At 67.1% G+C, this 19,087-nt stretch carries 17 protein-coding genes; 14 read left to right on the top strand and 3 right to left on the bottom strand.

What is annotated here, in order from left to right; all coding sequences use genetic code 11:
• Positions 1–29 precede the first annotated feature (29 nt).
• From VE25_RS14670 to VE25_RS14610, 13 genes are all read left to right on the top strand, one after another.
• Positions 30–2,078: a methyl-accepting chemotaxis protein gene (locus VE25_RS14670; protein WP_083988976.1), complete on the top strand. Its 2,049-nt coding sequence runs from the start codon at positions 30–32 to the stop codon at positions 2,076–2,078.
• 182 nt (positions 2,079–2,260) lie between these two features.
• A complete protein-coding gene (locus VE25_RS14665; RefSeq protein WP_046109385.1) occupies positions 2,261–2,590 on the top strand; it encodes a hypothetical protein in 330 nt (109 codons plus the stop codon).
• Between the two features lie 69 nt (positions 2,591–2,659).
• On the top strand, positions 2,660–4,357 hold the full coding sequence (locus tag VE25_RS21925; RefSeq protein ID WP_083988968.1) for a methyl-accepting chemotaxis protein: 1,698 nt from the start codon (positions 2,660–2,662) through the stop codon (positions 4,355–4,357).
• A 28-nt stretch (positions 4,358–4,385) separates the two neighbouring features.
• Positions 4,386–4,835 carry a GNAT family acetyltransferase gene (locus VE25_RS14655; RefSeq protein WP_046109384.1) on the top strand — a complete coding sequence of 150 codons (450 nt, stop codon included), beginning with the start codon at positions 4,386–4,388 and terminating at the stop codon, positions 4,833–4,835.
• A gap of 199 nt (positions 4,836–5,034) precedes the next feature.
• Complete coding sequence (locus VE25_RS14650) at positions 5,035–7,020, top strand: methyl-accepting chemotaxis protein (protein ID WP_046109383.1); 1,986 nt, start codon at positions 5,035–5,037, stop codon at positions 7,018–7,020.
• 229 nt (positions 7,021–7,249) lie between these two features.
• Positions 7,250–9,010, top strand: coding sequence for a methyl-accepting chemotaxis protein (locus VE25_RS14645; protein WP_046109382.1), 1,761 nt, complete (start codon positions 7,250–7,252; stop codon positions 9,008–9,010).
• Between the two features lie 89 nt (positions 9,011–9,099).
• A complete protein-coding gene (locus tag VE25_RS14640; RefSeq protein WP_046109381.1) occupies positions 9,100–9,462 on the top strand; it encodes a methylglyoxal synthase in 363 nt (120 codons plus the stop codon).
• Positions 9,463–9,639: 177 nt separating this feature from the next.
• Positions 9,640–10,422, top strand: a complete 783-nt coding sequence (locus tag VE25_RS14635; protein WP_046109380.1) for an ABC transporter ATP-binding protein — start codon at positions 9,640–9,642, stop codon at positions 10,420–10,422.
• A 58-nt stretch (positions 10,423–10,480) separates the two neighbouring features.
• A complete protein-coding gene (locus VE25_RS14630) occupies positions 10,481–11,185 on the top strand; it encodes an ABC transporter ATP-binding protein (protein ID WP_046109379.1) in 705 nt (234 codons plus the stop codon).
• 8 nt (positions 11,186–11,193) lie between these two features.
• On the top strand, positions 11,194–12,198 hold the full coding sequence (locus VE25_RS14625) for a branched-chain amino acid ABC transporter permease (protein WP_046109378.1): 1,005 nt from the start codon (positions 11,194–11,196) through the stop codon (positions 12,196–12,198).
• On the top strand, positions 12,195–13,484 hold the full coding sequence (locus VE25_RS14620; RefSeq protein WP_046109377.1) for a branched-chain amino acid ABC transporter permease: 1,290 nt from the start codon (positions 12,195–12,197) through the stop codon (positions 13,482–13,484). Before VE25_RS14625 ends, VE25_RS14620 begins: the two co-directional genes overlap by 4 nt.
• 154 nt (positions 13,485–13,638) lie before the next feature.
• Complete coding sequence (locus tag VE25_RS14615; RefSeq protein WP_046109467.1) at positions 13,639–14,115, top strand: MbcA/ParS/Xre antitoxin family protein; 477 nt, start codon at positions 13,639–13,641, stop codon at positions 14,113–14,115.
• A gap of 2 nt (positions 14,116–14,117) precedes the next feature.
• Entirely contained in the window at positions 14,118–14,789 is a 672-nt protein-coding gene (locus VE25_RS14610; protein WP_046109376.1) for an RES family NAD+ phosphorylase, read from the top strand.
• Here VE25_RS14610 and VE25_RS14605 read toward each other — a convergent pair.
• A complete protein-coding gene (locus VE25_RS14605; RefSeq protein WP_046109375.1) occupies positions 14,773–15,363 on the bottom strand; it encodes a class I SAM-dependent methyltransferase in 591 nt (196 codons plus the stop codon). The two genes, VE25_RS14610 and VE25_RS14605, sit on opposite strands and share 17 nt — an antisense overlap.
• A 71-nt stretch (positions 15,364–15,434) precedes the next feature.
• Entirely contained in the window at positions 15,435–16,634 is a 1,200-nt protein-coding gene (locus VE25_RS14600) for an ABC transporter substrate-binding protein (protein ID WP_046109374.1), read from the bottom strand.
• A 187-nt stretch (positions 16,635–16,821) separates the two neighbouring features.
• Between VE25_RS14600 and VE25_RS14595 the strand changes: the two genes are divergently transcribed.
• Positions 16,822–17,826, top strand: coding sequence for a glycine betaine ABC transporter substrate-binding protein (locus VE25_RS14595; RefSeq protein WP_160299991.1), 1,005 nt, complete (start codon positions 16,822–16,824; stop codon positions 17,824–17,826).
• Positions 17,827–17,954: 128 nt separating this feature from the next.
• On the opposite strand, the gene proX is transcribed toward VE25_RS14595, so the two are convergent.
• Positions 17,955–18,971 carry a glycine betaine/L-proline ABC transporter substrate-binding protein ProX gene (gene proX / locus VE25_RS14590; RefSeq protein WP_046109466.1) on the bottom strand — a complete coding sequence of 339 codons (1,017 nt, stop codon included), beginning with the start codon at positions 18,969–18,971 and terminating at the stop codon, positions 17,955–17,957.
• Between the last annotated feature and the right edge of the window lie 116 nt (positions 18,972–19,087).

The raw sequence follows: 19,087 nt of genomic DNA, 5'->3' as shown, positions 1-19,087 counted from the left end.
AGCTCTCGCATTTCTTCGGAAATATCCGGATGACCACGGCGATCGCCGCCCTGGTGATCCTGTCGATCATCGGATCGATCGCCGCGGTCTCGACCGCGGTCTACGTCAACCTCTACGCCAATTCGGTGGAGGCGAGCCGCAACCAGCAGGCGATCAACGTGCAGGTGGCCGCCACGATCCTCGAGCGGCGCATATCGGGGTCGGTGCTCAACTGGACGGAGGAGGGCGATATCGCGGCCTTCCAGAGCTGGGCCATCCCGCCCTTCTACGATAGCGAGACCATCGATTCTGTCGGGCGCGTCACCAAGCAGACCGCCTCGATCTACGTGCTCAACGGGGAAACCGGCGAGCTCGTCGCCAAGACGACCACCATCGCGGCGCCGGACGGCTCGCGGGCGGTCGAGACGATCCTTGGGCCCGGCCCCGTCCACGACACCCTCATGGCCGGCCAGCGTTATCTCGGAGAAGCCGACATCGGCGGCACCACCTATTTCGCCGCCTTCCAGCCCATCGTCAAAATGTCGGGCGAGATCATGGGCGCGATCTTCGTCGGCCAGCCCAAGGCGGTCGCCGAGGCCGGCGCCACCCAGACCCTGGGCCTGATCCTCGTTGCCGGGCTCATCGCCACGGGCGTGCTCGGCACCATCGGCTTCTTCGCCTCGCGCCTCATCACCCGGCCCATTCCGCGCCTCGCCGCCTCGATGGCGGAGATCGCCGAGGGCAATTACGACACGCAGGTGCCCTACATCCGACAGGGCAACGAGGTCGGCGCCATGGCGCGGGCCGTCGAGGTGTTCCGCGAGAACGGGCAGAAGGTCGCCGAGATGACGCAGGCCGAGGCCGCCCGGATCGTCAGGGACCAGGAAAACCGCCAGCGCATGATGAGCGAGCTGCAGAACGCCTTCGGCCAGGTGGTCGACGCGGCGGTTGCCGGCGATTTCTCGCAGCGCGTGACGGTCGAGTTCCCCGATCCCGAGCTCAACGGGCTCGCCCGTTCGGTCAACAACCTCGTCGAGACGGTCGACCGCGGCATCGCCGAGACCGGCTCCGTGCTTTCGGCGCTCGCCGATACGGACCTGACCAAGCGCATGCAGGGCGACTACCAGGGCGCTTTCGCGCGGCTCAAGGCCGATACCAATGCGGTCGCCGACAAGCTCAGCGAGATCGTCGGGCAGCTGCGCACGACCTCGCGGGCGCTGAAGACCGCGACGGGCGAGATCCTCTCGGGCGCCAACGATCTTTCCGAGCGCACCACCAAGCAGGCCGCGACCATCGAGGAAACCTCGGCGGCCATGGAGCAGCTCGCCTCGACGGTGATGCAGAACGCCGAGCGCGCCAACCATGCCAGCACCAACGCCACGGACGTCACCCGCACAGCCGAGGAAGGCGGACAGGTGATGCACGAAGCGACGCAGGCCATGGAGCGGATCACGGCCTCTTCGGCCAAGATCTCCAACATCATCGGCATGATCGACGACATCGCCTTCCAGACCAACCTTTTGGCCCTCAACGCCTCGGTCGAGGCGGCGCGGGCCGGCGATGCCGGCAAGGGCTTCGCGGTCGTCGCCGTCGAAGTGCGGCGCCTGGCGCAGTCGGCCGCTTCCGCCTCGTCGGACGTCAAGGCGCTGATCGAGCAGTCGGCCGGTGAGGTCAAGGGCGGCAGCAAGCTGGTGGCGGAAGCGGCGGCCAAGCTCGAGGCCATGCTCGATGCCGCGCGCGCCAACAGCGCGCTCCTCTCCGAGATCGCCGTCGAGAGCCGGGAGCAGGCGTCCTCGATCGAGGAGGTCAACACGGCCGTCCGCCAGATGGACGAGATGACCCAGCACAACGCCGCCCTCGTCGAGGAAACCAACGCGGCCATCGAGCAGACCGAGGCACAGGCGAGCGAGCTCGACAAGATCGTCGACATCTTCGCCGTCGCCGAGGAGGCAGAGGCGCCGGCAAGGAGCGCCGTTCGCGGCGTCGGCGCGAGAGCTGCCGAAGGGGCGCGGGGCCTGCAGCAGAAGCTGCGCGGAGCCGCCAGCGCCTACCTCAGCAACGGGAATGCCGCCATCGACAAGGAATGGTCGGAATTCTAGGCGCCGCGACCAGCGGTATCGGCATGCGGGGAGGGACGACGTCCCTCCCCTTTTTCGTGATGCCCGGAGCGACCCAAACCGGACAGGCAAGCCAAAATTAACGACTGCGGGCGCAAGCTCTACCTTCACAAATAACTGGTGCGGCTGGGTTTAACCGGCGCATCCGTCGAGGTCGGGCGGCTATGGATAGCGGCACCACCGGACGTCGCGAAAACGTCCTTCATGACCTGGCGCCGGCGCTCGGCGTGGCCGTTCTGAGCGCCATTCTCGGCGCCGCGGCCCTGCACGCGCCGCCCGAAACCGGCGAGATGGGGGTCGTCTTTGCGCCGTGGACCGGGCAGGGCGAGGCGATCGCGACAATCGCCGCGGCGGGTGGCCGGGTGGTCGACACGGGGCGGCTGCCCAATGTCGTGATCGCCTATGCGGCGGATGCCGGGTTCGATGACCGGGTGCGCCAGATGGGCGCCTGGTTCATCACCGCGGCCAGCGGGCTTTGCGCGCCCGCCGCCTAAGGCGACCTGGATGGGACGGAACGCGATCCCGTCGGGGAAGTCGACGGGAAGGGCAAGGGGGCGAAGGCAATGAGTCTGGATCATTTTCGCATGCAGGCGGCCGTGGCGCTGGCGGCCATGGGCATCGTCTCGGCCCTGGCCGTGGCGTTGACCGAATGGGCGCGGTTTGCGGCGCCCGGCGCCGGCACGCTCATCGCCGCCCTTACCCTCGCCGCGCTCGTGGCCGGATTCGTGTTCCTGCGCCGGCGGGCGTCCTTCCGCTATCTCGCCGTCTCGGTGCTGATGGCGCAGGTGATGGCGGGGCTCGTCGCCATGCGCGGCCATCCGATGCAGGTCGACGTCCACATGGCGTTCTTTGCCGCGCTCGCCATGTGCGCGCTCCTCTACGACATCAGGGCGATCTTGCTCGGAGCCGGGCTCGTTGCCGTCCATCACCTCGTCCTCGGCATGACGTGGAGCGATCTCGTCTTCTATGGCGAGGGCGGGCTCGCGCGCATTGCGCTGCATGCGGTCATCCTCGTTGCGGAAGCGGCCGCTCTCGTGTGGATGACGCGCAATACGCAAAGTCTTGTCGCGCTCGTTTCCGGCAAGTCGGCGGAGGCGGAGGCACAGGCGGCGGCCGCGCACCAGTATGCCCGGAGCGCCGAGGAGAATCTTGCCGCCATCGAGGCGCATGCCCACGAGGTCGAAGCGTTGCAGAGGGGCGTCGGCGAGGCCGTGGTCGCCGCAAGCAGGGGCGACTTCAGCCGGCGCGTGCCGGCGGGTTTCGCCGAAAGCGACCTCAACGCCCTGGCGGGAGCGCTCAATGACCTGCTCGATACCGTCGAGGCCGGTCTTGCCGAAACCGGCGAAGTGCTTGCAGCGCTTGCCGAGGCGGACCTGACGCGGCGGGTCGAAGGCGACTATGCCGGCGCCTTCGGGCGGCTGAAGGCGGACACCAACGCCGTGGCCGATACCCTCGCGGCACTCGTCGGCCGGCTCCGGCAGGCTTCGCGGTCGTTGCGTACGGCCACCGGAGAAATCCTCACCGGCACCAACGACCTCTCGGAACGGACCACACGGCAGGCGGCGACCATCGAGGAAACCTCGGCGGTCATGGAGGAACTGGCGGGAACCGTGGTGCGCAACGCGCGGATGGCCGAGGACGCGAGCGGCAAGGCCGAGGCCGTCGCCGCCAGCGCCCGCAGGAGCGGCTCGGCGATGGATGAAGCGAGCCGCGCCATGGACCGGATCACAACCGCGTCCTCCAGGATATCATCGATCATCGGCATGATCGACGACATCGCCTTCCAGACCAATCTTCTCGCCCTCAACGCGTCGGTGGAAGCCGCCCGCGCCGGCGAGGCCGGCAAGGGTTTCGCGGTCGTCGCCATAGAGGTCAGGCGTCTCGCGCAGTCGGCCGCCGAGGCGTCGTCCGAGGTCAAGGGCTTGATCGAAGCATCGGCCGCCGAGGTGAGGGGCGGCGCCGGGCTCGTCGCCGAGGCAGCGGGCGGGCTCGCCGGCGTCGTCGCGGCGGCCGAAGAGAATACCGGGCTCCTCAGGTCCATGGCCGAGGCCAGTCGCGCGCAGGCGTCCGCCATCGGCGAGGTGGCCGCCGCGGTGCGGCAGATGGACGAGATGACCCAGCACAATGCCGCTCTCGTCGAAGAAACCAACGCGGCCATCGAGCAGACCGAGGGGCAGGCGGCCGAGCTCGACATGATCATCGACCAGTTCGAGCTCGATCCCGGCGCCGCGGCGCCGGCGCTGCGCGTCGTCGGAGCCTGAGCGTGCCGGACATGGAAGGGGCACGTCCGTGAGCGACGGCATTCGCGTCAGGTCCGCCGAGGACGCAGATGTCGAGGAGATCGTCGCCCTCTGGGGCGCGGCGGGGCTGTTGAGGCCCTGGAACGATCCGCGCCACGATATCGCGTTCGCGCGCAGCAACAACCACTCCATCGTCCTCGTCGCCACGCATGACGAGGCGATCGTCGGCACCGCAATGGTCGGACAGGATGGCCATCGGGGTTGGGTCTACTACGTCGCCTCCGACCCCGACATGCGCCGCCATGGCGTCGGTCGCCGCGTCATGGAGGCCGCCGAGCGCTGGCTTGCCGAGCAGGGCGTCTGGAAGGTCCAGCTCCTGGTTCGATCCGGCAATCGGGAGGCAGAGGGTTTCTATGAGAAGCTGGGTTATACGGATACCCAATCGAAATGCTTCCAGAAGGTACTGTCGAAGCCTGGCCGGCTGCCGCGCGGTTCATGAAGCCTTAAGCAAAACCCCGTAATTCTAACTTCGGACGCAGAACATAAACGCCTTCGCGCCGCCGACGACGGCGGCGCATGGCAGGGTCATTCCGCGTCGCTCCTTCCGACGCTTGCGGTGTCGCCGATGACGGCCGGGCTTGTCCCGCGCCGGCGGTCCCTGCACGCGCTCGCAAGCGGTGGCGCCAACGGGGGTAGACGTGAATATCAGGACGAGAATCTATGCCATCGTTTGGCTGATGGGCCTGGTGGCGGTGGTCATCGGGGGCATGGCGGCCTATGTGGCGGCCGAATACCAGAGCAAGCTGGTGCGGCTCGAGCAGGTGGCCGAACGGGTGCATCTGGGCGAGCGGCTCAACCGCTACGTCACCGCCGTCGTCATGGAATCGCGGGGTATCTACGCCTCGCCCGATACCGAGAAGGCCGCGCAGTTCGCCGAGGGTCTCATGGGCTTCCTCGATGATATCGACGGGCTGCTCGCCGAATGGGCGCCGCTCGTCGACGCCGACCAGCAGAACGAATTCGATGCGGTCGTCAGCCGGACTGCCGAGTTCCGAGCCTTCCGCAGCGAGACCGCGCGGCTCGGGCGCGAGGAGAGCCCGGTGGCGGCGAACGCGCAGGGCAACAACGAGGAGAACCGGGCCAACCGGCGCGCCTATCAGGCCGAGATCGACGCGGTCGTGGCGCAGGACGCGGCAATCCTGGCTTCCCTCGAGGGCGAGCTCGGCGCGTTCCAGATGCAGATGATGCTTCTCATCGGCGTGACCGTGGTGGTCGGGCTTGGAATCGGCATCGCCGTTGCCGCCTATATCGCGGGCGCAACGCTCAGCCGCCCCATCGTCAAGCTGACGGGCAGCATGCAGGCGCTGGCCGAGGGCGACCTTGCGACCGACGTGCCGTTTGCCCAGCGCAAGGACGAGATCGGCGCCATGGCGCGCGCGCTCGAGGTCTTCAAGCAGAACGGCGTGCGCATGCGCGAGCTGACTGGCGAGGAGCAGGCGCGGGCCCGCCTGACCGCGGCGCGCGCGCAGATGATGGAGGCCTTCCAGCAGGAGTTCGACGAGGTCGTCGCCGCTTCCGTCGAGGGCGATTTCTCCCGCCGTATCGAGACGCGGTTCGACGATGCCGACATCGCCCGCATCTCGGCAAACTTCAATACGTTGCTCGAGGGTGTCGACCGGGGCCTCTCGGAAGCCGGCGCCGTGCTCTCGGCCCTGGCGCGCACGGACCTCACGCACCGCATGAACGGCGACCACCGGGGCGCGTTCGCGCGCTTGAAGGACGATATGAACCGCGTCGCCGAGACGCTGACCGACGTCGCCGGCAAGCTCCGCGCGACCTCGCGGGCGGTCAAGTCCGCGACCGTCGAAATCCTTGCCGGCGCCAACGATCTTTCCGAGCGCACGACCCGCCAGGCGGCGACCATCGAGGAGACCTCGGCGGCCATGGAACAGCTCGCCGCCACCGTCCTCGGCAATGCCGAGCGGGCGGGGCAGGCCAGCCGCAATGCCGGCGAGGTCACCCGCACCGCCGAGGACGGCGGGCAGGTGATGGGCAAGGCGAACGCCGCCATGGAGCGCATCTCGGCGTCCTCGGCCAAGATCTCCAATATCATCGGCATGATCGACGACATCGCCTTCCAGACCAACCTTTTGGCCCTCAACGCTTCGGTCGAAGCGGCGCGGGCGGGAGATGCCGGCAAGGGCTTCGCGGTCGTCGCCGTCGAGGTGCGGCGCCTGGCACAGTCGGCGGCCTCCGCATCGGGCGACGTCAAGGCGCTCATTGAGCAGTCGTCCGAGGAAGTCGGCGCCGGCTCGCGGCTGGTGGCGGAGGCGGCCGCCAAGCTCAGCGCCATGCTCGCAGCGGCGCGCTCCAACAACGCGCTCATCGACGATATCGCCCAGCAGAGCCGCGAGCAGGCGACCGCCATAGAAGAGGTCAATCTCGCCGTGCGGCAGATGGACGAGATGACCCAGCACAACGCCGCCCTCGTCGAGGAAACGAACGCGGCCATCGAGCAGACCGAGACGCAGGCACGCGAGCTCGACGGCATCGTTGAGGTGTTCAAGGTCGAGGCAACTGCGCCGGCGTCGGATGCGCCGCGCCGTCGTGCTCCCGCCGGCCGGGCCTATGCCACGGTGGGTAATGCCGCCCTCTCCGTCGATCCGGCCTGGTCCGAGTCCTAGAGATACCGCGTGCGGGACGGATACGCTCCCGCGCGTAGGTCTTTCCTCTCATCTCGTTAACCACTTCGCGCCATCATCGCATGGCGCGCCGCACCGGTCGGCCCGCCGCCCCCTCAGGGGTCGTTCGGGCCGATCCATCCTTCACGCAGCGTTTGTTGAGCCGGACGAGCGATGGTCGCTTTTCCGGAAACGCTCGCGGCACGTCTTTTTGGGGAGACGGATTTCAGAAATGGGCAGTTTGTTTGGCGGGTTGACCTCGGGCGCAAGGGCCGAGGAACGCTCCAAGATCGCGGCGATCCTGCGTTCGCAGGCGGTGATCGAGTTCGCGCTCGACGGGACGATCCTGACGGCCAACGACAATTTCCTTGCCGCTATGGACTACGCACTGGAAGAGATCGTCGGCAAGCACCACCGCATGTTCGTCGATGCCGAATACGCGGCGAGCGAGGACTACCACCGCTTCTGGAAGGAGCTTGCCGAGGGCCGCTTCCAGGCGGCCGAGTACCGGCGCATCGCCAAGGGCGGGCGGGAGGTCTGGATCCAGGCGAGCTACAATCCGGTCCTCGACCGGGCCGGCAGGCCGGTCAAGGTCATCAAGTTCGCAACCGACATCACCGCGCAGAAAACGTTGGCGGCCGACCACGCCGCCAAGATCGCGGCGATCTCGCGGGTACAGGCGGTCATCGAGTTCGATCTCGACGGCAACGTGCTCACCGCCAACGATAATTTCCTTGCCACGCTCGGCTACCGGCTCGAAGAGATCGAGGGCAGGCATCACCGCATGTTCTGCGAGCCGGAGCTCACGCGCAGCGAGGCTTACGCTGAGTTCTGGGCGCGGCTGCGGGCAGGCGAGTTCGTCGCCGGCGAGTTCAAGCGGCTGGGCAAGGGCGGCCGGGAGGTCTGGATCCAGGCGAGCTACAACCCGATCCTCGACCCGCAGGGCCGGCCGGTCAAGGTCGTCAAGTTCGCCACCGACATCACTGAGCGAAAGCGCGCCGAGGGCATCATCGCGCTCCTCACGCAAAGCCTCGAGAAGATGGCCGATGGCGACCTCACCGGTCATATCGATACGCAGTTCACTGGCCAGTACGAGGCGCTGCGCGTCGCCTACAACCGTTCGTTGGAGCGTCTGGTCGAGATCGTCTCGGGCCTGCGCGGCACCTCGCGCGCGGTCAAGACCGCGACCGGGGAGCTTCTTGCCGGCGCCAACGATCTTTCGCAGCGCACCACGCGACAGGCGGCGACCATCGAGGAGACCTCGGCGGCAATGGAGCAGCTTGCCGCCGCCGTCGTCGAGACGGCCCGCAACGCCGAGAGCGCCAGCGTCAAGGCGGGGACGGTTTCGGCGAGCGCCGGCGAAGGCGGAATGGTGATGGGCAAGGCCAACGAGGCGATGGAGCGCATCTCGGCCTCCTCGGCCAGGATATCCTCGATCATCGGCATGATCGACGACATCGCCTTCCAGACCAATCTTCTGGCCCTCAACGCCTCGGTCGAGGCGGCGCGCGCGGGCGAGGCCGGCAAGGGTTTTGCCGTCGTCGCCGTCGAGGTGCGTCGCCTCGCCCAGTCGGCCGCCGAGGCCTCCGCCGAGATCAAGGGGCTGATCGAGACCAGCGCCGGAGAAGTTGCCGGTGGTTCGAAACTCGTCGGCGAGGCCGCGGGGAAGCTGGCCGAGATGCTCGCGGAGGCGCGCGAAAGCTCAGTGCTCATCGAGCGCATCGCGCGGGCGAGCCGCGAGCAATCCTCGGCCATCGAGGAGATCAACGCTGCGGTGCGCCAGCTCGACGAGATGACGCAGCACAACGCAGCCCTGGTCGAAGAGACGAATGCGGCCATCGAACAGACGGAAGGCCAGGCGAGCGAGCTCGATCGGGTGGTCGATGTCTTTCGTCTCGATGCCGACGTGCGGCAGCCTGTTCCCACGTCATCCCGCCCGCGCCTTGCCACGCGCGGCAATGCGGCGCTGGCGGCCGAGTGGGCGGAGTTCTAGCGGCTTTCGCGCAAACTCAGTCGCCGGCTTGCCCGGCGCGGGCGTCCGTGGTTGAACGGCTCGAGGCATTCACTCGCAAGGGGCTCGCAATGGCACGGATCGGTCTCGTCGCCCACGACGACAAGAAGGCGGATATGGCCGAATGGGCCGCGGCCAACGCTGCGGTCCTTTCCCGGCATACGCTCTATGCCACCGGCACGACCGGCGGACGGGTGCGGGAGGAGACGGGGCTGGAGGTCGCGCTTTTGAAGAGCGGCCCGCTGGGCGGGGATCAGCAGCTCGGCGCCATGATCGCCGAGGGCAAGCTCGACGCCCTCGTCTTCTTCATAGATCCGCTGACCGCCCTGCCGCACGACGTCGACGTCAAGGCGCTGACGCGCCTTGCGACTCTCTACGATACCCTCTTTGCCTGCAACCGTTCGACGGCCGATGCGGTGCTGAAGGCCCTTTGAGGTCGCCGCGGCCCTTCAAAACCGGTTGAGAACCCCCGTCCGCGGGCGTTGCGCAGGTTTTGTCCGTCCGGTCAAAGGTTGACCGCACCGGGCACTTGTGTGCAGATGCCGAAAAAAGCGCCCGGCCAGGAAAAGGCCGGGCGAATTGGCATCAGGAAACACCAGGACGGGACCTTAGTGTCGCAAGACGCAGTCATAGACGTCAGGAACGTCTCTAAACATTTCGGCGGGCTGACCGCCGTCAACAATTGCTCGCTCTCGGTCGGGCGCGGGTCGGTGACCGGGCTCATCGGCCCCAACGGCGCCGGCAAGTCGACGCTCTTCAACATGGTCGCCGGCAATATCGTGCCGGACGAGGGTCAGGTCATCTTCGACGGGCAGGACGTCACGGGCCTGCCGCCGCACCGGCTCTTCCGCCTCGGCATGCTGCGCACCTTCCAGATCGCGCACGAGTTCTCCAACATGAGCGCGCTCGAGAACCTGATGATGGTGCCGGGCGACCAGCCGGGCGAGCATCTCTCCAATGTCTGGTTCCGCCCGTTCCTTGCCCGCTCGCGCGAGACCGAGGTCAGGAAGAAGGCGCTCGACGTCATAGACTTTTTAAAGCTCGGCCACGTGCGCAACGAGCTGGCCGGCAACCTTTCCGGCGGGCAGAAGAAGCTCCTGGAGCTCGGCCGCACCATGATGGTCGACGCCAAGGTGGTGCTGCTCGACGAGGTGGCGGCGGGCGTCAACAAGACGCTGCTCAATGACCTTGCCGCCAATATCGAGCGGATGAACCGCGAGCTCGGCTACACCTTCTTCGTCATCGAGCACGACATGGACCTCATCGCGCGGCTCTGCGATCCGGTCATCGTCATGGCGCAGGGCGAGAAGATCGCCGAGGGTCCGATGGCTGAGATCCGTGCCAATCCCGAGATCGTCGAGGCCTATTTCGGCACTCCGGTGGAGGCGGCGTAAGGTCCATGCGGGTCTTCCTCTCCGAAAACCGGTGCTCACTTCTCGGGGAGACCCGATAATGAGCCTCATCGAACTGAAGCACGTCGTCGGCGGCTATGGCGGCGCGCCGATCCTCAACGGCGTCGACATCGCCATCGAGCAATCCGACATCGGCGTCATCGTCGGCCCCAACGGGGCGGGCAAGTCGACGACGCTCAAGGCCATCTTCGGGCTCCTCAAGGTCACCGGCGGCACCATCACGTTCGCGGGCGAAGAGATCACCAACTCGCTGCCCGACCGGCTGGTGCCCAGGGGCCTCTCCTTCGTTCCGCAGGAAAAGAACGTCTTCACTTCGATGAGCGTCGAGGAGAACCTCGAGATGGGCGCCTTCACCAGGCGCGACGACTTTTCCGACACTATGGCCTGGGTCTATCAGATGTTCCCGGTGTTGAAGGAAAAGCGCCGTCAGCCGGCCGGCGAGCTTTCCGGCGGGCAGCGGCAGATGGTGGCCATGGGCCGCGCGCTGATGAGCAAGCCCAAGCTCCTCATGCTCGACGAACCCTCGGCGGGCCTCTCGCCGCGCTACGTCATCGAGATCTTCGAGACGATCGTGCGCGTCAACACGGAAGGCGTCGGCATCCTGATGGTCGAGCAGAACGCGAGGCAGGCGCTCGCCTTCGCGTCGCGCGGGTTCGTCCTCGCCAACGGGCAGAACCGCTTCACCGGCACGGGCCCCGAGCTCATCGCCGATCCCGAAGTCGCCAGATCGTTCCTCGGGGGCTAGGGACCGACATGACCGAACTCATCTTCTTCATCAACCAGGTGGTGATCTCGGGCGTCGTGCTCGGCTCCATCTATGCGCTCGGCGCCATCGGCATCACGCTGATCTTCGGCATCCTGCGCTTTGCCCATTTCGCCCATGGCGACATGATGACCATGGGCGCGTTCATCGCGTTCCTCCTGGCGCTCGCGGCGGCTGCGCTCGGCATCGTGACGCCGGTGCCGACGGGCTTTCTTGTGCTGCCGATCGCCATGGTCATCGCTGCCGTGCTCGCGCTTGGCATCGACAAGGGCTTCTACGCGCCGCTGCGGGCGCGCGGCGCCAAGCCCGTGACGCTCCTCATCGCCTCGATCGGCGTGACGCTGATGATCCAGGGCCTGATCCGCCTCTTCTTCGGGGCCGGCACCTACTCGTTCTTCGAGAACGAGCCGAAGGAAATCATCCGCATCGATACCTCCGCCATCGGTTCGACCCGTCCGCTGGTCTTTACCGAGCCGCAGCTCCTGATGGTCATCGTCACCATCGCCGCCGTCGTCGCGCTCCATCTCTTCCTCACGCGGTCGCGACTCGGCAAGGCCATGCGCGCCATGGCCGACAACGCCGATCTGGCGCAGGTCTCGGGCATCAACACCGCGCTTGTCGTCAGGGTCACCTGGATCATCGCCGGGGCGCTCGCGTGCGCGGCCGGCACCATGCTCGCCCTCGACGTGACGCTGAAGCCCGACCTTGCCTTCAACATCGTGCTGCCGATCTTCGCGGCCGCCATCGTCGGCGGGCTGGGACAGGCCTATGGCGCCATCGCCGGCGGATTCCTCATCGGTTTTGCCGAGACGCTCGCCGTATTCAACTGGACGATGGTGCTGCGGCCTCTCAATGCGGTCCTCCCGGAATGGTTGCAGTTGCCGTCGACACTGGCGCTGGTGCCGACCGAATACAAACTGACCGTCGCCTTCGTCATCCTCGTCGTCACGCTCCTCGTGCGGCCGACCGGCATCTTCAAGGGCGCCTCGACATGATCCGTCGTTCACTGACCCTCTTCTTCGGGCTTTTCGTCCTCATCCTCGCCGTCGGCTGGGCGCTGGGCGCCCCGTTCACCTCCTCGCGCCTCGTGGAAGCGGCCGCCTATGCGCTGATCGCGATGGGCCTCAACATCCAGTGGGGCTATGGCGGGCTCTTCAACTTCGGCATCATGGGCTTCATGATGCTCGGCGGCTTTGCCGTCACCTTCATCTCGTACCCGGTCAACGCCCAGTTCTGGGCGGGCGACGGGCCATGGATGCTGGGCCGGGCGTTGATCGCGTTCGGCGCCGGCGCGCTGCTCGTCATCACGGCGCGGCAATCGAAAAAGCTCGGCATCTCCGGCGGCTGGCATGTCGCCGTCACGGTCCTTGCCTGGTTCATCGCCTATTGCCTCTATCGCAGCCAGCTCGATCCGGCGGCGGCCTATATCGAATCCGCGGCCGGCGGCGGCTGGGTCGGGGGCCTCGGGGCGCATCCGGTGCTCGGCTGGCTCTTCGGCGGCGTGCTGGCGGCGGGCGTCGCCTTCATCGTCGGCAAGATCTGCCTCGGTTTGCGCACCGACTATCTTGCCATCGCCACCATCGGCATTTCCGAGATCATCCGCGCGCTGATCAAGAACATGGACTGGCTGACGCGCGGCACGCTCACCGTTTCGCCCATTCCCTGGCCCGTACCGCAGCCGCAGGCCTACCAGGCGGCCGGCAACGATCTCGCCACCTCCTTGATCCTGGCGCGGGGCGGGTTCCTGGTGCTGGTGCTCCTCGTCCTCGCCATCGCGTTCTTCCTCATCCAGCGCGCCTATGGAGGGCCATGGGGACGCATGATGCGCGCCATCCGCGACAATCACGTCTCGGCCGCTTCCATGGGCAAGAACGTCACCGCCCGCCAGCTCGAGATCTTCGTCTTCGGCTCGGTGCTGATGGGCATCGGCGGGGCGATCCTCGTCTCGTTCGTGCAGATCCAGGACCCATCGAGCTACCAGCCGATCAACCATACCTTCCTCATCTGGGTGATGGTCATCGTCGGGGGAGCGGGCAACAACTGGGGCGCGCTGCTCGGCGCCGTGCTCATCTATTTCATCTGGATGATCTCGGAGCCGCTCGCCCGCTCGATCTTCGATGTCGTCAGCGCCTGGTCGACCAACGTCGGCTGGGGGCCGATCCCGGAGATCGAATCGCGCTCGGCGCAGATGCGCGTATTCGTCCTCGGCCTCGTCATCAGCATTTCCCTGCGCTTCGCGCCCAAGGGCCTGTTGCCGGAGACGATCAGGCGGGAGGCTTGACAGGCAACCGAACCCGGCCTTCTTGCATTTTGTCCAAAATTGGACTATATCCCAATTCGGATAATGCAAGGAGGCCGTCATGCCCCGGTCGAATGTCAAGCAACTCGGGTTTTCGGAGGCACCGCAGGCCGGCTTCGTTTCGGGAGGGGCCGCGATGCTCGATGTCACTCGTTTCGCCCCCGCCAACCGCAAGCGGCTCTCCGCTCCGGCGCTGCGCACGTTCCTTGCCATCGCCGATCTCTGGGGCCTCAACGAGGAGCAGCGGCGGCTGGTGCTCGGCTATCCTTCGCGCTCGACCTACCACAACTGGGCCAGACAAGCGCGCGAGCATGGTTCCATAACTCTCGACGTCGATGCGCTGACGCGCCTTTCGGCGATCCTGGGTATCCATCAAGCGCTCGGCGTCCTCTTTGAGAGTGAGGCGGAGGGCGTCGAGTGGCTCACCGATCCGCATGACGCCCCGATCTTCGGCGGCCAGCCGCCCATGGCCCTCGTCACCGGCGGCACGCTCGACGGGCTGCTGACCGTGCGGCGCTTCCTCGATGCGGCGCGCGGCGGGCTCTACATGCCGCCCAATGCGATCGACACGGACTTCGCGCCGCTCGCCGATGCGGAGATCGTCTGGCGGTGAGAGTGCCCGAGACCGCCGCGCCGCAGCCTAGTCACCGGCTGATCCCGTCGCGCTTTCCGCCCGTCGGGCTTTTCGACACCGTCACACGCGCCGCCGACCTCGAGGCGGTGATGGAGCTTGCCGGCTGGACCAACGACCGGCTGGTCGCCGAGCGCGTCGCACGCCTGCCGCGCCGCGAATGGGTGTTCGGCCGGCCCAATTCCTCGATCGTCATGGCCGCGTTCCTGCACGCCCCGCCGGGCGGGACCCGCTTTGCCGGACCGGACCTGGGCGCCTGGTATGCGGCGGCCCGCATCGAGACTGCCGTCGCCGAGGTCGGCCACCACCTCAGGCGCGAGGCCTTCGCGCGCCGGAAGCCCGAGCTCACCCGCCGCTATCGCGCCTACAGCGCCCGGCTCGACGGGCGCTACCGCGACATCCGCGCCAGGGTGACGGACATGCCGCAGGTCTACGCCTGCGACGACTATGCCGCTTCCCAGGCGTTCGGGGAGGGCCTGCGCAAGGCCGGTGCCGACGGCATCGTCTACGACAGCCTGCGTCATGCCGGCGGCGTCAACGTCGTCGCCTACCGGCCGAGCAAGGTGCTCGACGTCGTGCAGGCCGAGCATCTGGAGGTCACCGTGCGCCGCGACGAGCGGCAGATCGTGGTGAAGCGCCTTACTTCCGAGCCATGACCCCCAGCCAGCGGGTCGGCTGGCCGTCATAGCCGCCGCCGTCGTGCTCCTCGATATCGAGGATCGACCAGCCGGCGGCGTCGCGATAATGGGCGAGCAGGGTCTCGCGGCTCGGATAGTTGTAATAGCGCCCGAGGCCGTCATAGCCGGGACCGTCGCCCGCCTTGAAGCTCGCGAAGAACCGCCCGCCCGGTCTCAGGGCGCGATGGATACGGCGAAGGTCATCGGTCAGTTCCTCGACCGGGGCATGGAGAAGGCAGGCGCTGGCCCAGACCCCGTCATAGGAGGCGTCGGCGTCGAGTTCGTCGAAACGCATGACCTTCACCGGTCGGCCAAGGAGCTTTTCGGCTTCGACGGCGAGTTCTGGCGAAGCGTCGGTCGGGGTGACGTCGAAGCCCTGCGCCAGCATAGCGGCCGCATCCTGGCCGCCGCCGGTGCCGAGTTCGAGAATGGAGGCGCCGGGCGGGAGGCTCGCCAGAAAATCCGCCAACCGCTCGCCGGGCAGTCCGCGCGAGCGGCTGGCGTAGGTCGCGGCATTCTCGGCATAGAAGCGCAACGTCCGCTTGTCCGGCATTGGTGATCCCTTTCGACGAAAAGGCCCGGGATCGCTCCCGGGCCTCGGCATGAGATGGGGCGGACGATCGATTACTCGATCGCGCCCTTCTCGACGAAGGCGCCGCCTTCGACTGCGAGCTCGACGATGATGCCTTCGACATCGCCGGCCTCGTCGAAGTCGAGCGCGCCGCCAGCGCCCTCATAGTTGATGTCGGTGCCGGCCGCGATGAGCTCCTTGGCCTTCTGCCATTCGCCCGGGCGGATGATCTCGCCGGGAGCGGACGCGACATCGCGCAGCGCCTGCGAGAGGCCCTCGCGGCTGCCCGAGCCGTTCTTCTCGATGGCGAGCGCCAGGAGGAATGCGGCGTCATAGGCTTGCGGCGCATAGGTCGCGTTGGCTTCGATACCGGCTTCGTTGGCGAGCTGCTGGTAAAGGTCGACCGATTCGCCCGTCGGCGCGCCGGCGCGGGTCGCGATCAGGCCCTCGACAGAAGCGGCATCGATGCCGGTCAGGAGATCGTCACCGACCATGCCGTCGCCACCCACGAAGGTGGTGAAGTTGCCGCTCTCGACCGCCTGGCGCAGGATCGTCTGGCCCGAGGCATTGGCATAGGCGAGGATCACGAGGTTCTGCGAGGCAACGAGGTTGCCGAGCTCGGCGCGGTAGTCGGCCTTGCCTTCCTCATGGGCGACGTTGGCGGCCACCGTCCCGCCGCCTTCGGTGAAGGCGGCCGACAGCGCGTCGGCGAAGCCCTTGCCATAGTCGTTGTTGACGTAGGTGATGGCGATGTCGTTGACGCCCCTGGCGAGCAGCAGGTCGGCCATCTTGACGCCCTGCAGCGCATCGGACGGCGTGGTGCGGAAGACGAGGTCGTTGTCCTCGAGAGTCGTCAGCGCCGGAGCCGAGGAGGCCGGGGAGACGAAGACGACGCCGGCCCCCAGACCCGAACCGTTGAACGCGCCGATGGTTTCACCGGTGCAGAGCGCGCCGACGACGGCGGTGACGTTCTCGGTGTTGATCACGCGGTCGGCAGCGGCCGCCGCGGCGGTCGCGTCGCACGCGCCGTCAGCCGAAACGATGGAGAGCGTCCCGTCGAGGATGCCGCCCTGCGCGTTGACCTGCTCGACGACCAGTTCGGCGCCCGCGAAGATCGGCGGGGTCAGGCTTTCGATCGGACCGGTGAAGCCGCCGATGAAGCCGAGCTTGACGTCCGCGGCCAGCGCCGGCGCTGCAGCGGCGAACACGGCGGCTGCCACGGCGAACGAAAGGCTTGTCTTGAACTTTTGCATAGATGTCCCTCTATTTGCATGCCCGCGCCCGACGGCTTTCCTTGCCGCATTGCTGGGCGCGAACAATGATCGGAGGCACGCCCCCGTGCCCCGCTGGAGGGGGACTTTGGCACACTTTTCATTTGAGAGTCACGGGACTTATGCGTCATGCGCGCGCAAGCTCCTGCGGTGCTTAACGGGCGCGGCGGTGCTTGCCCTGGGTCTTTCGACGCTGGGTTGGAGCGTGGCCGCGCAGGAAGGGGTGATCGTGCTCGACCAGGCGCAGGATGCGGCATCGGGCGCGGCGCAGCAGGCCCCGTGCGGCGGACGGTCCCTGACCATCGCGGCCATGCAGTGGCCGTCGTCGGCGGTGCTGGCCGAGATCCACGCGCGCCTGGTTTCCGAACACTTCGGCTGCCGGGCCGAGGTCGTGCCCGGCGACATGGCCGGCAGCGGCTCGTCCATGGCCAGCACCGGCCAGCCGGCCGTGGCGCCGGAGATGTGGATCGGGCGGATCGCCGAGGTGTGGAACCAGTCGATCAAGACGCAGACCGTGCGCGCGGCCGCCAATACCTACGACACGCAGGTTTTCGAGGGCTGGTACGTGCCCGGATATCTCGTTGCCGAGCACCCGGACCTGACGGGCGCCGCGGCGCTTGCCGCGTCCACCGCCTTTTCGGGTGGGGAGAGCACGCCGCGCTTCGTCTCCTGTCCGCCGGACTGGGGGTGCGCGGTCGTCAACCGCAACCTCATGCGAGCGCTCGACCTTGGCGAGCGGTTCGAGGTCGTCGAGCCGGCCAACCGCTTCGAGATGGACCGGATCATCGCCGAGGCCGTCAGCCGGCGCGAGCCGTTCGTCGCCTACTACTGGGCGCCCAACGCGGTGATCGCCCAGTTCGACATGCGCGCGCTCGACATGGGCGCCTATGACGCCGAGGCGATGCGGTGCCTGGCGCAGGTTGCGTGCGCGAGCCCGGCCGTCTCGTCCTTTCCGGCCGAGACGGTGGTCGTGGCGCTCGCCGAATGGGTGTTCACGCAGGCGCCAGAGGTCGCCGGTTATTTCCAGCGCGCCAGCATTCCGCTCGCGCAGATGAATGCGCTGCTCGCCGAGCTCAACACGCCGGGCGCGACGCCTGCGGCAATCGCAGACCGGTTCGTGGCCGAGCATGAGGACATCTGGTCGGGCTGGGTCGGAAACCCGGTCCAGCAATAAAAACCGGGCCCATGGGCCCGGTTGGCAGAACTTTTATGCAATGGGTGTCAGCGCATCCGTTCTGCTCCAAGTTTGGTTTTGTCGCGTTTTCGAACCGGAAAAGTGGTGTCCACTTTTCCTGAAGCGCTCTAGGAGGCCGCGCGTGCGGTCTCGAGCCAGCCGTCGACGGCTTCGCGGTGGTCTTCGATCCACTGGGCGGCCTGGGCCTCGATGTCGTCGTCGCCGGCGTTCATCGCCGCGTTCTGTTCGAAGATGTCATCGAGCGGGATCTCGACGGCTTCGAGCAGCGCGCCGACGGCAGGGTTGTCGGCGAGGAACGCCGAGTTGACTACCGGAACGATGTCGTTGGCCGGAAAGCCCAGCATGCAGGGATCGTTGACGCAGCCGGCAACGCCTTCGCGCACGGCCGCGTCGGCGAGCTCCATGTCGGGCAAGTCGACTTCGGGCACCTCGATCCACACGACATCCTCGCCCGGAACCAGCTCGTTGACCGTCCAGTTCGGGGTCCAGGTGTAGAAGAGGATGTTCTCGCCGTTCTCATAGGCGGCGACCGCATCGGCCATCGAGGCGGCGTAGCCGGCCTTGATGGGGTTGATGTGTTCGCGCAGCTCATAGGCGTCGAGGTGGTGCTCGATGTTGATCTCGCAGCCCCAGCCCGGCGGACAGGCGACCATGTCGGCGCGACCATCGCCATCGCGGTCGAACGCGGCCTTGACCTCGTCGCGCTTGAAGTCCTCGAGCGAGGTGATGCCGAATTCCTCGGCGGCCGAGGCGTTGATCAGATAACCCTCGAGCGCGCCGCCCTCGGCGACCGCGCCGACGACCTCGGCGCCCTCGGAAAAGATCGGCTCATAGGTGTTGTGGAGGGGGAACCATCCGTCGACCCAGAGGGTCACGTCGCCCTGCGCCACGGACTGGTAGAAGGGCGGGTTGTCGAGCGTGATGGCGGGCGCCACCTCGTAGCCGAGCTCCTGGAGAAGCTGGCGGTAGATCTCGGTATGGAACCAGCCGGTATCCCAGGTGGGCTGGGCCATGACGACGGATACGCCCTCGCCCGGATTGTCCTGAGCGAGCGCCGCCACCGGTGCGGTTCCGAGCAGAGCCGCAGCGGAAAGCGCCGCAAGGGTATTCTTGAGACGGAACATGATGTTTTTGTCTCCTTTTTCTTCTTGGTTCGTGAATGGACGGAAAATCCGCCATGCGAAGAGCCGCGCAAGAAGGCGCGGAACATAGAAGCGGCGCGGTCGCCGCTTCATGACCG

The sequence above is a fragment of the Devosia geojensis genome, assembly GCF_000969415.1.
In the GTDB taxonomy this organism is placed as follows: domain Bacteria; phylum Pseudomonadota; class Alphaproteobacteria; order Rhizobiales; family Devosiaceae; genus Devosia; species Devosia geojensis.
The sequence above is the reverse complement of the archived record's forward strand: the minus strand, read 5'-3'. Positions and strand labels throughout refer to the sequence as shown.